Annotated in this window: 10 protein-coding genes; 3 read left to right on the top strand and 7 right to left on the bottom strand. The window is 73.3% G+C overall.

Translation table 11 applies throughout. The annotated features are described in order from the left end of the window. Positions 1 to 17: 17 nt before the first annotated feature. From ACGFIZ_RS29380 to ACGFIZ_RS29370, 3 genes are read right to left on the bottom strand one after another with little or no spacing between them, the layout of a single operon-like run. On the bottom strand, positions 18 to 653 hold the full coding sequence (locus tag ACGFIZ_RS29380) for a GNAT family N-acyltransferase (RefSeq protein ID WP_393424934.1): 636 nt from the start codon (positions 651 to 653) through the stop codon (positions 18 to 20). Beyond that, positions 653 to 1,606 (bottom strand): fatty acid desaturase family protein, encoded by a 954-nt coding sequence (locus ACGFIZ_RS29375; protein WP_393424931.1) that lies wholly within the window; start codon positions 1,604 to 1,606, stop codon positions 653 to 655. Before ACGFIZ_RS29375 ends, ACGFIZ_RS29380 begins: the two co-directional genes overlap by 1 nt. Then, positions 1,606 to 5,262: an amino acid adenylation domain-containing protein gene (locus ACGFIZ_RS29370; protein ID WP_393424928.1), complete on the bottom strand. Its 3,657-nt coding sequence runs from the start codon at positions 5,260 to 5,262 to the stop codon at positions 1,606 to 1,608. Before ACGFIZ_RS29370 ends, ACGFIZ_RS29375 begins: the two co-directional genes overlap by 1 nt. Before the next feature lie 250 nt (positions 5,263 to 5,512). On the opposite strand from ACGFIZ_RS29370, the gene ACGFIZ_RS29365 reads away from it, so the two are divergent. Continuing rightward, positions 5,513 to 6,583, top strand: a complete 1,071-nt coding sequence (locus ACGFIZ_RS29365; RefSeq protein ID WP_393424925.1) for a hypothetical protein — start codon at positions 5,513 to 5,515, stop codon at positions 6,581 to 6,583. Between the two features lie 208 nt (positions 6,584 to 6,791). Here ACGFIZ_RS29365 and ACGFIZ_RS29360 read toward each other — a convergent pair whose 3' ends face one another. Further along, positions 6,792 to 7,052 (bottom strand): hypothetical protein, encoded by a 261-nt coding sequence (locus ACGFIZ_RS29360; protein WP_393424922.1) that lies wholly within the window; start codon positions 7,050 to 7,052, stop codon positions 6,792 to 6,794. A gap of 346 nt (positions 7,053 to 7,398) precedes the next feature. Then, entirely contained in the window at positions 7,399 to 7,575 is a 177-nt protein-coding gene (locus ACGFIZ_RS29355) for a hypothetical protein (RefSeq protein WP_393424919.1), read from the bottom strand. Positions 7,576 to 7,965: 390 nt separating this feature from the next. Between ACGFIZ_RS29355 and ACGFIZ_RS29350 the strand changes: the two genes are divergently transcribed. Together ACGFIZ_RS29350 and ACGFIZ_RS29345 are read left to right on the top strand one after the other, a co-directional pair. Next, entirely contained in the window at positions 7,966 to 9,192 is a 1,227-nt protein-coding gene (locus ACGFIZ_RS29350; protein ID WP_393424916.1) for a S1 family peptidase, read from the top strand. A gap of 195 nt (positions 9,193 to 9,387) precedes the next feature. Beyond that, positions 9,388 to 10,419 (top strand): LacI family DNA-binding transcriptional regulator, encoded by a 1,032-nt coding sequence (locus ACGFIZ_RS29345; protein WP_393424913.1) that lies wholly within the window; start codon positions 9,388 to 9,390, stop codon positions 10,417 to 10,419. Between the two features lie 31 nt (positions 10,420 to 10,450). On the opposite strand, the gene ACGFIZ_RS29340 is transcribed toward ACGFIZ_RS29345, so the two are convergent. After that, positions 10,451 to 12,307: a xylan 1,4-beta-xylosidase gene (locus ACGFIZ_RS29340; RefSeq protein ID WP_393424910.1), complete on the bottom strand. Its 1,857-nt coding sequence runs from the start codon at positions 12,305 to 12,307 to the stop codon at positions 10,451 to 10,453. Between the two features lie 190 nt (positions 12,308 to 12,497). Further along, positions 12,498 to 12,863 carry a hypothetical protein gene (locus tag ACGFIZ_RS29335; RefSeq protein WP_393425010.1) on the bottom strand — a complete coding sequence of 122 codons (366 nt, stop codon included), beginning with the start codon at positions 12,861 to 12,863 and terminating at the stop codon, positions 12,498 to 12,500. Positions 12,864 to 12,977: the final 114 nt, after the last annotated feature.

Below are 12,977 nucleotides of genomic sequence, written 5' to 3'. Positions count from 1 at the left end.
TCCGTCCCCTGTACCTGTCAGGCCGCGGCGGCGTACGCGTGGTAGTCGGCGAAGAAGTACTGCAGGAGCCGGCTGGCCCGGCCCTCCTCGGTGTGGCACCGGCGCGCGGCGGCCTCGACGTCGAGGGCGCCCACGACGCTCAGCGGGGCGTTGTGGAACCGCTCGTCCGCGTACGGCGGGGTCAGCGCCACGAAGCCGACCTCCAGGTAGAACGGGCGCAGGCCGCCGGTGTCCTCGTCGGCGAAGAAGTCGCCGAGCACATGGGTGGCGCGGTGCCGCGTGACGCTGTGCACCAGCGCCTCCCGCATGAGGGCCATGCCGACCGACTGTTGCCGGATGCGCGGCAGCGTCATCAGGTGGCCGAACTCCACCAGCCGGTGCCCCGGCCGGCGCAGGGCGCCGAGGTCGACGACGTCGTCGCACGGCAGGCCGATCTCGCCGTCGGGCACCACCTTGATCGTGCCGATCGCCCCCGTCTCGTCCTCGGCCAGGATGTAGCTGGCGTACCCGTCGAACCGGTCGAACGTGGTCGCCGTGTCGGCGACGTCCGTGAGGCGGGACTGGTCGTGCACGTACACCGCCTCACGCAGCCGGATCACGGCGTCCCAGTCCTCCGGCGACTCCGCCACCCGGAAGCACGTCACGTCGGCCATCAGCCGCGCACCACCTTTCGGAAGAAGTCCACGTAGCTGGTGTGGAAGTACTTCAGTCCCGGCCGCACCTCGGCGTGCAGCTCCGGCAGCCGTTCGATCGGCAGGTTGGGCATGAGGTGGTGCTCGACGTGGAAGTTGTTGCCGTTGGTGAACCACGTCATCAGGCGGTTCGACCGGATGGTGCGGGTGTTGGCGAACGGGTCCTCGCTGAGGGTCTCGCAGCGGAAGTGCTCCGGCAGTTCGATGGCCGCGTGCACCGGGCCGGCCACCAGCAGCAGCGGAAGGATCCACACCCACAGCACGACGGGGTCGCGCAGCGCGACCGAGAGCGCCGTCATCGCCAGCACGGCCGCGAGGATGACGTGGTGGTCGCGCCGGATGCGCCGCGACGTGGCCGCCGACTCGCCGGCGTAGTCGCGGCGCAGCGCGGCCCGGGCGGCGTTGACCAGGAAGAGCCGGTAGAAGTGCAGCATCGTGAAGCGGACGGTCCAGGTCAGCGCGGTACGCCACCGGGAACGCCGGCCGTCCGCGCCGTACTGGTCGCCGTAGTCGAAGAACTCCCGGTTCTCCGGCGTACCCAGGTCGCGGTGGTGCCGCAGGTGGGTCGCGCGGTAGGCGGCGAACGAGATCAGCATGGGTACGCCGAGCACGATGCCGGCCACCGTGTTGGCCCGTCGGTTGCGGAACCCGAGGCTGTGCAGGGTCTGGTGCTGCAGTTCCGCGGCGTGGGCGAACGTGCACCCGAGAAGCACCACGCCGACGACGCGGCTCCAGAGCGCCGGATGCAGCGCGAGCGCCGCTCCGCCGCCGGTCAGCGCGGCGCAGAGGGCCAGTTTCGCGGCGAACGTGCGGTTGTTGATCGCGGTACGCAGGTGCCTGAACTCGCCTCGCAGCTCCGCCAGGGCCACGGGGCCGGCGCCGCTGCGAGGCTGCTGATCGTCGACGGTCGTCATCAGCCCGTCACCTTCTGCCGCCGGCCACTCTCCCCGTCCGGGGCGCCGGCGGCGGTCGCGGTCAGGCGGTCCAGTGCGGAGCGCAGGATCTCCCCGAGGCGGGCGAGCGGCTCCGGCTCGAACGGTTCCTCCGGGCCGCCGAGCTCCTGTCCCGTGACGACGACAGTGTCGCCGCGGTACGTCGGTCCGCCGGTACCCGCCTCCTCCACCAGCACCACCGTCCCCGGTGGCGCGTCCCCGCCCGGCAGCGCGGCGGCGATCCGTCGGGCGAGTTCGGCGCCGCCGCCCACGCCGAGGAGGTGGTACGGGCCGGGCACGCCCGTCGCCCGGATGCGCTCGACGTGCGCGGCGACGACGTCGCCGGCGTCCGGGGCCGGGGTGCGCAGGCCGTACAACGGGCGGTCCGGCAGGTGCGGGGCCAGGCGCAGATACACCCACGGGTCCGTGCCTGGCGCGGCGACGCAGAACAGCGGCTCCCGGCCGCCGGCCGTGCGCAGCGGCACCAGCGGCTCCCGGCCCCAGTCCGCGCCGACCGTGGCGGCGACCTGCTCGGCGACCGCCTCCACGGTCAGGTTCCGGAAGAGCTCCCGGACGCCGAGTTGCACCCCGAAGCGGCTCCGGAGCCGGCCGACGAGCCGCGTCGCCGACAGCGAATGGCCACCCAACTCGAAGAAGTTGTCCCGCAGGGCGATCGCGGGAATCCGGAGTACCTCGCAGAAGGCGGCGGCGACCGCCTCCTGCACCGGGCCGCGCGGCGACCGGCGGGCCGGTTCGCCGGCGCCGCGCAGGTCCGGCAGGGCCCGCCGGTCCAGCTTCCCGCTGCGGGTGAGCGGCAGGTCGTCGAGCACGCCCAGCAGCTGGGGCACGAGGTGGGACGGGAGGTCCCTGCCCAGCGCCCGCCGCAGTTCACGCGGGTCGAGCCGGGCGCCGGGGGCCGCCACGACGTAGCCGAGCAGGCGACGCTCGCCGGTCGGGTCCTCGTGCACCGTCGCCGCCGCCCGCGCCACGCCGGGCAGCCGGACCAGGGCCGCCTCCACCTCGCCGAGTTCGATGCGGAACCCGTTGACCTTCGCCTGGCCGTCGTCGCGGCCGACGAACTGGAGCTGCCCGTCGGCGTTCCACCGCACCAGGTCCCCGCTGCGGTACATCCGCGCGCCGCGTCCGCCGAAGGGGTCGGGCAGGAACCGCCCGCCGGTCAGCCCGGGCTTGTTCAGGTAGCCCAGCGCGACGCCCGCGCCGCCGATGTACAGCTCCCCCACCGCGCCGACCGGCACCGGTCGCAGCCGGTCGTCGAGCACGTGGACGCGCAGGTTCCGCAGCGGGGTACCGATCGGCGGGGTGGCGTCGGCCGGGGACAGCGGCTGGCTCATCGCGGTCGAGATGGTGCCCTCGGTCGGGCCGTAGCCGTTGATGAGCCGGCAGACCGGGGCGAACCGCTCGACGACCGTGGGTGCCGCGGCCTCCCCCACGATGGAGACGGTCGTCCCGGGCGGCAGGTCCGCCGGCGCCAGCTGGGCGAGGACCGAGGGTACGAGCACCACGTCGTTCACCCGCTGCCGGTGCAGCAGCGCCGCCAGGTCGGGGCCCGGAGCGAGCTGCTCCTGGGGCGCGCCCACCAGCGTGCCGCCCAGGAAGATCGACTGGGTCATCTCGCCGACGAAAGCGTCGAAACTCGGCGAGGCGAACTGCAGGGTGCGCCGGCCCGGGCCCGGCCCGAGGCGGTCGACCATCGCGTTGGTCACGTTCACCACGCCCCGGTGCGCCACCACGACCGCCTTCGGGGTGCCGGTGGAGCCGGAGGTGTAGATCAGGTACGCGGGCGACCGCGGCGAGAACGGCGCGAGCCGGTCGGCGTCGGTGAGCCGCTTCGGCGACTCCGCGGCCAGCGCCGCCCTGGTCGTCGGCGCGTCCAGGACCAGGGTCCCGGCACCGTCGCCCGCGACGGCGGCGGTGTCCTCGTGCGCCAGGACGAGGCTCAGCTCGGCGTCGGCCACCATGAACGCGATGCGTGGCGCGGGGTAGGCGGTGTCCAGGGAGAGGAAGGCCGCCCCGGTCTTCAGCACCGCCAGCGCCGCGACGACGAGGTCCGGGCAGCGGGGCAGGGCCAGGCCGACCGTCCGTCCCGGTCCGACGCCGCGGGCGACCAGGAGACGCGCCAGCTGGTTGGCGCGTTCGTCCAGGGCGCGGTACGTGACGACGGTGTCCGCGTAGTGCAGCGCCGGCGCGTCCGGCGTGCGGTCGGCCCACTCCTCCACCAGCTGGTGCACGCCGATGTCGGGGATGTCGTGGCTCGGGCCGGCGCCGAGGTTCCGCAGGCGGCGCAGCTCCGCCTCGTCCACCATCGGGACGTCGGCCACCGCGGTCGCCGGGTCGGCGGTCGCGGCGGCGTCGAGGAAGACGAGCAGCCGCCGCAGGTGGGCGCCGAGTTCGGCGGCCGAGTAGCCGCCCGCGTCGGCGTCGAGGATCAGTTCGACGCCGCCGTCGGGAAGCTGGAAGAAGATCGCGGAGAAGTCCTCGATGTCGGGCTTCGACAGCGTTCGGAGAGCGGACTGTCGACCGGCGAAGTCCAGCGGCGCGTCCGTCCCCATCACGTTGACGATCGGACCCCACAACGCGCGTCCCGTGCCGGTCAGGCCCAGATCGGCGATCATGCGGGTGGTGGGGTACCGGCTGTGCAGCAGGGCTTCGCGCAGTTCCACGGCGACCGACGTCAGGACGTCGCCGAGCTTCGGCTCCGAGGTCAGCCGCAGCCGCAGCGGCATCCCGTTCGTCGTCATGCCGGGCACCGCACGCTCGGCGCGGCTGACCCTGGCGGTCACGGGCATCCCGACCACCAGGTCGTCCGCTCCGGTCATCCGCGCCACGTACGCGCTCACCAACCCGACGACCAGCTCGGACCAGCCGACCCCGAAGCGGGCCGCGGCGGCCCGCAGCCGGGCCACGAGTTCGGCGGGGACGGCGGCACGCTGCCGCACGACGGTGCCGGACCGCGCGTACCGCCGGCCCGCGAGCCGCACCGGTTCCGGCAGGTCACGCAGGCGCTCCGCCCAGAACGCCCGGTCCTGCTCGTGTCGGGGGCTCGCTCGGTAGCCGGCCTCGGCGTCGACGAGGACCTGGTACGGCGGGAACGGCCGGCCCACCCCGGCCTCGCCGGCGGCGGGCGCCGCGACGAAGGCGGTGTAGAGCTCGGCGGTACGGCGGTGCAGCGCGGCCAGGCTCCAGCCGTCGATCACCAGGTGGTGCACCCGGCGGTAGAGGACGTGCTGCGAGGGCCCGAGCCGCAGCAGCGCGGTGGTGCACAGGCCGGAGCCGAAGACGTCGACCGGGGCGGCGGTGTCGGCCTCCATCCAGTCCGCCGCCGCCCGCTCCGGGTCGGCCGCGGCACTGACGTCCACGAACCGCAGCGGTGTGGCGGCCGCCGGGTCCACGTACTGCACCGGCCCGTCCGCCGTCGCCGCGAACCGCAGACGCAGCGCCTCCGCCTCCCGCTCCACCTGCCGGTGCGCGGCGGCCATGGCGTCCCGGTCGACCGGGCCGAAGAGGTCGATGCGGTCGCTGATGCTGCGGGACGCGCCGCCGGTGCCCAGCGACTCGGCCAGCCACACTCCCGACTGGGCCGGCAGCAGGGGCCACAACTTCGGCTCGGTCGTAGACACGTTCAAGCCCTCCCCGCGCATGCCGCTCCCTCCGAGACAGTCCCCTAGCAATTAGCACGACGGGAAACGCGCCGACACCGAACATTTACCCGCACGATTGGCAACCTTCCGGACGCCCCCCTGCATTTCGGCGGGACGGACACCCCAACGCCCCCTGTGCGAGAAAATAAGTTGCTTTTTAGTTCGATGAACACCGATGGACTTCGCTATGGTTGCGGCGGTGGCATTCACGGGGAGGGTGCCGAGGCCGATGAGCGACGTACCGGAAAGCTTCCTCAAGGAGTTCCGCCTTCTCGAACCGCATCTGGACGAGCGCCAGCGCCGGCTGGTCCTGGCCGCCCGCGCCGTCTCCCTCGGCCAGGGCGGAGCCCGCCGGATCGCCCGCGCCGTGGGCGTACACCCGCACACCGTGTCCAAGGGGATCCGGGAGCTCCAGGGGCCCGAACAGAGCCGCGGCAACCTGCGCCGGCCGGGCGGCGGGCGCAAGAAGATCACGGAGAGTAACCCGGAGGTGCTGCCGGCCCTCCTCGACCTGATGGAACCGGGTCCCGCCACCACACCCCACCTGCAGTGGACGGCCTCGTCCACCCGCGCGCTCGCCGCGGACCTGCAGCGCCGCGGCCACCGCATATCCGCCTGGTCGGTGGCGAGCCTGTTACGGCAGAACGGGTTCCGCCTCTTCCCCGGCTCCCGCCCGGCGGGCCACGAGGGCCAACTCGACCGGCGGGAGCAGTACCGGCGGGTGAACGAACGGGTGGGTCAGTGGTTGGCCACGCGGCAGCCGGTGGTGACCGTGAGCATCCGGCGCGACGGGATCGGCGTCCCCGCCGCCCCGGACACGGCGTACCCGCGCGATGCCCGCCCACCCGACACCGCCACGGCGACGACGAGCCGCCAGGCGGCCGGCCCGATCGCCGACGGGGCGGATCGCAACGCCGAGGACGGAAGGGTGACCCTGGCAGCGGGCGCGATCCGCACCTGGTGGGAACGGCAGCCGGCATGGAGCGGCCAACTCCTGGTGGTGGCCGACACCACGGTGTGGGCGGCCGGCAGCCGAGCCTGGCGCCGCGCCATGACGAAGCTCGCGGGCGAGACCGGGCTGCTCATCTCCGTCTGCTACCTGCCGCCGATCACCATGCGCTGGGTCCGGATCAACGAACTCATCCGCTCCACGCTGATGGTGCAGCGCAGCGGCCGGGAACCCGACCGTCACGAGGTCGAGCTCGGCGTCATGGCCGGCACCGGTCGCGGTACCCGGCGGGTCGCCCCGGCGCCCGAAGGGCCCCCGGCATGGAACTACACGGTCGCCCCGGCCACGTGAACATTCCAGCCGAAGACCCGCCTCCGGCACTCCTCACACAATCGTTCGACCTGCCGGGAAAATGGCCGCAGCATTCCACCTCCCGGTCGTCGCGGAACACCGAATTGCCGTGGCGGCGCCATGAATGGAAGCACTACTTTCCAGCCGCGTCGACCGTCCACTCCAGATTGTGGCCCCGATCCCAATCGTGATGGGTCAGGCGCCTTTTTCATCCAGTGGCCACAGGCGGATCAGATACCGCTCGATGCCGTCGAGAGAACGCCACGCCGCCCTGGTCTCCCCCCGCCGAGGCGCGGCTGGTCTCCTCGCTCACCCGCCGGGCCGCGTCCTGCACCTCGGTGCGTCCCACGTGTCCCACGGCCAGGCCGTAGCCGCCCGGCCCCGCCCCGAGTTCGATGCGAGGCGGGCCGGGCAGCGCGACCAGGTCGGCGTCGAGGACGACGACGCCGGTGGGTGAGGTGAACCGCATGCGGTCCTGCCATGCGGGGCGCTGTTCCTCCCCGGTGTCGGCAGCGACGTCGCGAGCGCGAGCGCCGCCACGGCCGGCGCCGCCACGGCCCACCTGGCAAAGCGGGCCAGGGGCAGGGCGGCGAGCAGCAGGACCGGGACCGCGAGGAACACCAGCGGGGGCGCCAGGTCCGGCAGGTTCCACCACCAGATCCGGCCGGACAGGAGCAGGTGCGCCACCACGAACGCCAGCCACGACCCGGACGCGCCCAGCACCAGCCAGGTGAGCCGCCGCCACGATCGGGGTCGACCGGTGTCATCGGCCGGCCGTACCGGCTCGTTCGCGGTCCCCGTGACCTGGTCGGCCGTCACGATCGCCCCCGCGGGCTGCCCGCGCCGAGCGTCCTGCCGTGGAGGCTGATGTTGCGGAGGATCGTCCCGCGCCTGCCGTCGTGGTCCTCGTACGCCATCTTGATCGCGTCCTCGTTCGCCTCCGCCCCGGAGTCGGGCCGTTCGCACTCCCCAGGCCCGGTCAGTCTGCGCATTACGCATCTCCCCTCGCGGACGCCGTGTCCGATGCCGACAGCCCTTGTCGGGTCGGCTCCGCCGTCCCCGGCGCCGCTTGGCATCGGATCGTTCCCGCTGTCACCAGCACCGCGCGCCGATTCACTGTCTCCCGCCACCCGGCACCGGCCAGCCTCGATAAACATCGATCAGAATAGATCCCATTGACGCCAGCCACCACCGATCCGATCCAGTGGCGGGACCGGCCCGACGGGAAGGGACAACGGCCAGCACACCGTCCGGCGGCAACGAAGCGAGGTACGGATGGCTCCACCGAATCCGGCCGGCGGCCGCCCGCACCGATCCCGGATGTATTTTTCCGGCCGCACCCCGCTCTGGAGGAGTAGTCAGCTTTTCCAGGAGGGGAGCCCATGAGAAGAATCCGACTGCTGGCGGGCGTCGCCGCCGCGGTGGTGGCCGCGTCGATGGTGGCCGCGCCGGCGAACGCGGCCGATCCGGTTGCGGCCGACGAGGGACGGGACGGGACCGAGGCGTCGATCCTCGCCTACCGGAGCGTGTACCCGCAGATCTCCTACGACGCCGCGAAGCTCGCGGCCACGCAGCAGGAGACCCGCAAGCAACTGCACGAGCAGTTGGCGAAGGACCCCCAGACGTACGGCGGCGGCCACTTCGACGCGCTCTCCGGAATCACCCACGTGGCACTGACCACCCAGGAGACCGCCGACCGGGCCGCGGAGGCCGGCAGGTCACTCGGCCTCGTCGTCAACGCCCACGTGGTCAGGTACAACTACGACGAGTTGGAACGGCTGGCCGACACGGTACGCGCCGGCACCGACGAACTCGGCAAACTGGCCAGGGGCCGGGTCGGCGTCGAGGTGAGCACCAACAAGGTGACCGTCGCCCTGACGGCGGAGGAGGAGGCCAGCCTCCCGAAGGACGCCGTACCGGACTGGGCCACCATCGTGCCGGCAACCACCGAGGAGATCGAGGACGACGTCTGCACCACGCGGGCCAACTGCAACGACAGCCTGCGCGCCGGGTTGGTGATCACCCGTTCCGGCGGCGGCTGCTCGCTGGGCTTCACGGCCCGCAGCAGCGGCGTGCGCTGGGCGCTGACCGCCGGCCACTGCGGCAGCGGCACGGTGAGCAACTGGTCCACCGCCGGCACGTTCATCGGCCCGCTGAGCCCGGTCAACGCGCTCAACTCCGGTCCGGTCGACGCCGCGGCCATCCAGGTCACCAACGCCGGGTATGCGGCGGACACCCTCGGCCGGATCGCCATCTCCGGATCGACCTGGGTTCCGGTGAAGGGGCGGGCGCACACGATGTCCTTCATCTGGGTCGGCGACGTCGTCTGCATCTCGGCCCGCTACGCGGCGCCCGCCACGTCGGGCAACCCGTGCGGCGTGGTCACCAAGACCAGCGACGCGGCCGTGCGCGGCCTGGTCCGGTACGAGGGGTACGACCCGTGCCCCGGTGACAGCGGAGGCGGAGTCTACTGGCTCCCGTCGTCGGGCCGCCGGTACGCGTTCGGCCTGCACAGCCGCAGCACGGCGGGCTGCAACACCACGCCGCGAAAGGCCTGGTTCAGCGCGCTGCCGAGGTTCTGGCCCGGCCTGTCGTACGACCTCGCCTGATCGTTCGCGATTCACACCCCGCGGTGTCCTTCCCGTCGTCCTCCGGCGGGAAGGACACCGCCTGCCGTGGACCGCCGGGCGGTCACCGTGGCGAAGTCCCGGGTTCCTCGCTTCGGCTACTTGTGCTCCGCGGTTGGCCTGCCTATGGTGCCTGAAACCGTTTTCTTCCGCGGGCGCGTACGGATCGAGGGGATCATGGGCAAGACTCGGGTGACGGTTCGGGAGATCGCCCGACTGGCCGGCGTGTCCACCGCCACGGTCTCCCGGGTCTCCAACGGCACCGGTCAGGTGTCGGAGGAGATGCGCCGCCGAGTGCTCGAGGCGATCGAGGAGCACGGCTACCGTCCGGACCACCTCGGCCGCGCCCTCGCCGCCCGCCGCCACGGCGCGCTCGGCCTGGTCTTCCCCGGCCTGGCCGGCCCGTACTTCAGCGAGCTGATCCAGGGCTTCGAGTCCGAGGCCGTGGCCGCCCGGGCCAGCGTGCACATCCTTTGCACCCACCTGCGGGAGGACTCCGACACCGAGGTGCTGGAGATGGCCCGCCGGGTGGACGGCCTCGCGGTGATGGGCGGCACCATCTCCGACACCACGCTGCTGCGGCTGGCCGAACTGGCCCCGGTCGTCGTCCTGGCCGGGCGCGGCCCGGGGACGGTGCCCTCGGTCAGCGTGGACAACGCCGCCGCGACCACCCGGCTCACCCGGCACCTGCTGATCGACCACGGCCTGCGCGACCTGGCCTTCGCGGGCACCCCGGAGGGCTCGCCCGACGTCAGCGACCGGTGGGCCGGCTTCCTCGCCGCCCACCGCGAACTCGGGCTCGTCCCACCCACGGACCCGGTCCGGGTCGCCATGCAGCAGCCCGACGGCGTGCTCGCCGCCGACCGGCTGCTGGACGGCGCGGCCGCCCCGGACGCCATCGTCTGCGCCAACGACGAGATCGCCCTCGGCGCGCTCGTCGGGGCGTTCCGCCGGGACCTGCGCGTGCCGCGGGACCTGGTCGTCACCGGCTTCGACGACGCGCCGATGGCCGCGCTCGTCTCGCCCCCGCTCACCACCGTCCGGCAGCCCGTACGGGATCTGGCGGCCGAGGCGGCCCGCATGATCCTGCGGGCCGTCGAGGCTCCCGACGCCCCCGCGCCGGACAGCGTCGTCCTTCCCACCGAGTTCGTCGTGCGCCGCAGCTGCGGCTGCCCGGCGGACACCACCACTGGAGGTACCGACGCCTGAAGCGCGTACTCCTGCCGCGGATCGCCGGCGGTCAGCTCCCGGCGACCTCGACCAGCACGGCGCCCGGCTGGGGCAGGTGCAGCTCCAGCACCGCCGCCCCGCCCTCGGCGGTGGTTTCGGCCTTCTCCACCGCCAGGGCGTCGGCGGCGAGCAGCGCGGCCCACTGCCGTTCGGTCGGCCATTCGGTCACGCCCAGCCGGCCGGCGAGGGTGGTGACGTCGCCGTGCTCGCGGTCCAGCCGGGTCAGCGTGACGGTCCGCCCGGCGGCGCCCTCCACGGCCAGCCGGATCCGCCGGGCCAGTGCCGGGTCGCCGTCGCGCTTGGACTGGTCGAGCGTGGAGCCCCAGACCAGGATGGCCAGGCTCCCGTCGGCGCGCCGGCTGGCCCAGGTCTGCACCAGCCCGTCCGCGCCGTCGCCGTACGCCCGGACCGGCAGCTCGGTCTCGCCGAGCCGGGAGAGCATCCGCAGGGCGTGGTAGCGCGGCTTGGCGATGCCGCCCACGGTGATCAGGCCGAACCCGCCGTGCAGCAGCCGCGGCGGGCGGCCCAGCTCCTCGAAGTGGTCGCTGGCGACCCAGTACGACAGGGCGTCGACCCGGCCGGCGGCCGAGCGCATGCCGCTGAGCAGGAACGTCGCCGCGGAGGTGCCGTCGTTGACGGGGTGGAAGTGGGTGGGGGTGACGCCCCACTCGGTCCACAGCAGGCGGGCGTCGGGGAAGCCGAGCCGGCGCAGGGTGGGGCGCAGGTCCAGCGGCGGGCTGCCGTACGTGTGGGTGGACACGAAGTCGACCGGCGCGCCTGAGCGGGCGGCGTGCGCCAGCAGCGCGTCGACCCAGCCGGCGGCGGCCGAGGACGGGCCGCCGACCGGGATCCGCGGGTCGACGGACTTCACCGCGGCGGCGGTGACGTCGTACAGCCGCATCCACTCCTCGCGGGTGCCCGACCAGAACACCTCCAGGTTGGCCTCGTTCCACACCTCGAAGTCCCAGGAGAGCACCTCCTCGCCGTAGCGCTCCAGCAGGTGCGCGACGAGGGCCCGGACCAGCTCCGCCCAGCGTTCCCAGTCCTTCGGCGGGGAGATGACACCGCGGTATTCGAAGACCGTGCGCTCCGGGTCGCGGGCCAGGTCGCGGGGCATGAAGCCGATCTCCACGACCGGCCGCAGCCCGGTGGAGAGCAGCAGGTCGTAGACCCGGTCGACGCCGGTGAAGTCGATGACCGGCTCGCTGTCCACCTCGCGGTAGACGGCCAGGTCGTCGTGCAGGATCGAGTGCGCCCGCACGGTCCGCACGCCGATCTCGTCGTGGATCCGGCGCAGCGCGGCCAGCAGCTCGACGCCGATCTCCCGCCCGCCCGAGGTGTCGGTGCACAGCAGCTGGGACAGTCGTTCGCTGCCGATCATCGGCTGCCAGGGGCGGTGCAGCGGGCCCCCCTCGGCGGCGGCGTCGACGTGCAGCACGACGGTCGGCGCGGCGCCGCCGGCGGGCAGCGCCGTGCAGGTCACCGGCGCGCCGAGCGGCCCCGTCACGGTGACCTCGCCGACCGAGGCGACCGCGTACGCGTACGGCCGGCCCGGCTCGCCGGTGGTGTCGACGTACCAGGTGTCGGGCACGGACAGCACGTCACCGCCGCGGTGGTCGACCGGCGCGAACTCGCCGTGGGGGACGCCGTCGCGCAGCGGGGCGCGGTGCACCAGGTAGCCGACGGCGTCGGGCACGGAAGACCAGGACAGTCGTACGTGGCCGACGCCGGCGAGCGCCTCCAGGTCGGCGGGCGGGTCGAGGACCGGGGTGACCGCTGTCGTGCCCGCCTCGTCGCTGCGCAGCGCGATGCGCGCCTCCCAGTCGGATCGGGCGTCGGCCGGCCGCGACTCGCTGCTGCTGGTCACCGGGGCACCTCCAGGTGTGTCGTCTGGTACCGATCCGAGCAATGTAACCGGTTTCTGCGACAGTCGCGCCCACTCGTCGGCCACTTTTTACGCCGGCCTGCGTACGCCACCATGGAAGTACGTCGAGCACTCCACCGGGTGCCCACCGCACGGCACCCCAGCCGGCTCCTGCGTCGAGGGCCGTCTACGCCTATCCGTTCTGATACCGCGCACCGTCGACCGGCGCGTGGATTCCCGGACTGACCACGGACAACTCCAGCACGGCGGGCAGGGGTGCGACGCCGGGCCCGCCGGCGCCGACCCACTCGACGATGTCCTCGGTGATCGCGCCATCGAGGACCAGACCGAACCAGACCGGCCGCGCCCCGGCGCGGCGCGCCGCCCGGCTGGGGTGGACGACGAGCACGTTGGACTGCGCGCACAGATCGAGGCAGGTGCTGACCCGGACGCGGTGCGGGGCCGGCAGTGTGTCGCGCAGGTGCCGCAGCTGAGCGTCGTGGTCCACCTCCGGGTGCTTGCGGGCGCTGCCGCAGCAGCAGTCCCGGCACACGGTCACCAGGCAGCCGTCCGCCTCCGTCATCGAATGTCTTCCGTGGAAACCCCCGGCTTTAGCCGTGGGGAGGAAACGGAACCCCTGCGGAGCAGGTCAGGGATAGCCCATTCGCCGCCA

Source organism: Micromonospora sp. NPDC048830 (assembly GCF_043198215.1).
Taxonomy (GTDB): domain Bacteria; phylum Actinomycetota; class Actinomycetes; order Mycobacteriales; family Micromonosporaceae; genus Micromonospora.
The sequence above is the reverse complement of the archived record's forward strand: the minus strand, read 5'-3'. Positions and strand labels throughout refer to the sequence as shown.

Excerpts from the sequence above, each read along its gene's own strand:
- ACGFIZ_RS29375 (WP_393424931.1), bottom strand. The coding sequence starts at position 1,606 with ATGACGACCGTCGACGATCAGCAGCCTCGCAGCGGCGCCGGCCCCGTG.
- ACGFIZ_RS29365 (WP_393424925.1), top strand. The coding sequence starts at position 5,513 with ATGAGCGACGTACCGGAAAGCTTCCTCAAGGAGTTCCGCCTTCTCGAA.
- ACGFIZ_RS29380 (WP_393424934.1), bottom strand. The coding sequence starts at position 653 with ATGGCCGACGTGACGTGCTTCCGGGTGGCGGAGTCGCCGGAGGACTGG.
- ACGFIZ_RS29360 (WP_393424922.1), bottom strand. The coding sequence starts at position 7,052 with ATGCGGTTCACCTCACCCACCGGCGTCGTCGTCCTCGACGCCGACCTG.
- ACGFIZ_RS29350 (WP_393424916.1), top strand. The coding sequence starts at position 7,966 with ATGAGAAGAATCCGACTGCTGGCGGGCGTCGCCGCCGCGGTGGTGGCC.
- ACGFIZ_RS29345 (WP_393424913.1), top strand. The coding sequence starts at position 9,388 with ATGGGCAAGACTCGGGTGACGGTTCGGGAGATCGCCCGACTGGCCGGC.
- ACGFIZ_RS29355 (WP_393424919.1), bottom strand. The coding sequence starts at position 7,575 with ATGCGCAGACTGACCGGGCCTGGGGAGTGCGAACGGCCCGACTCCGGG.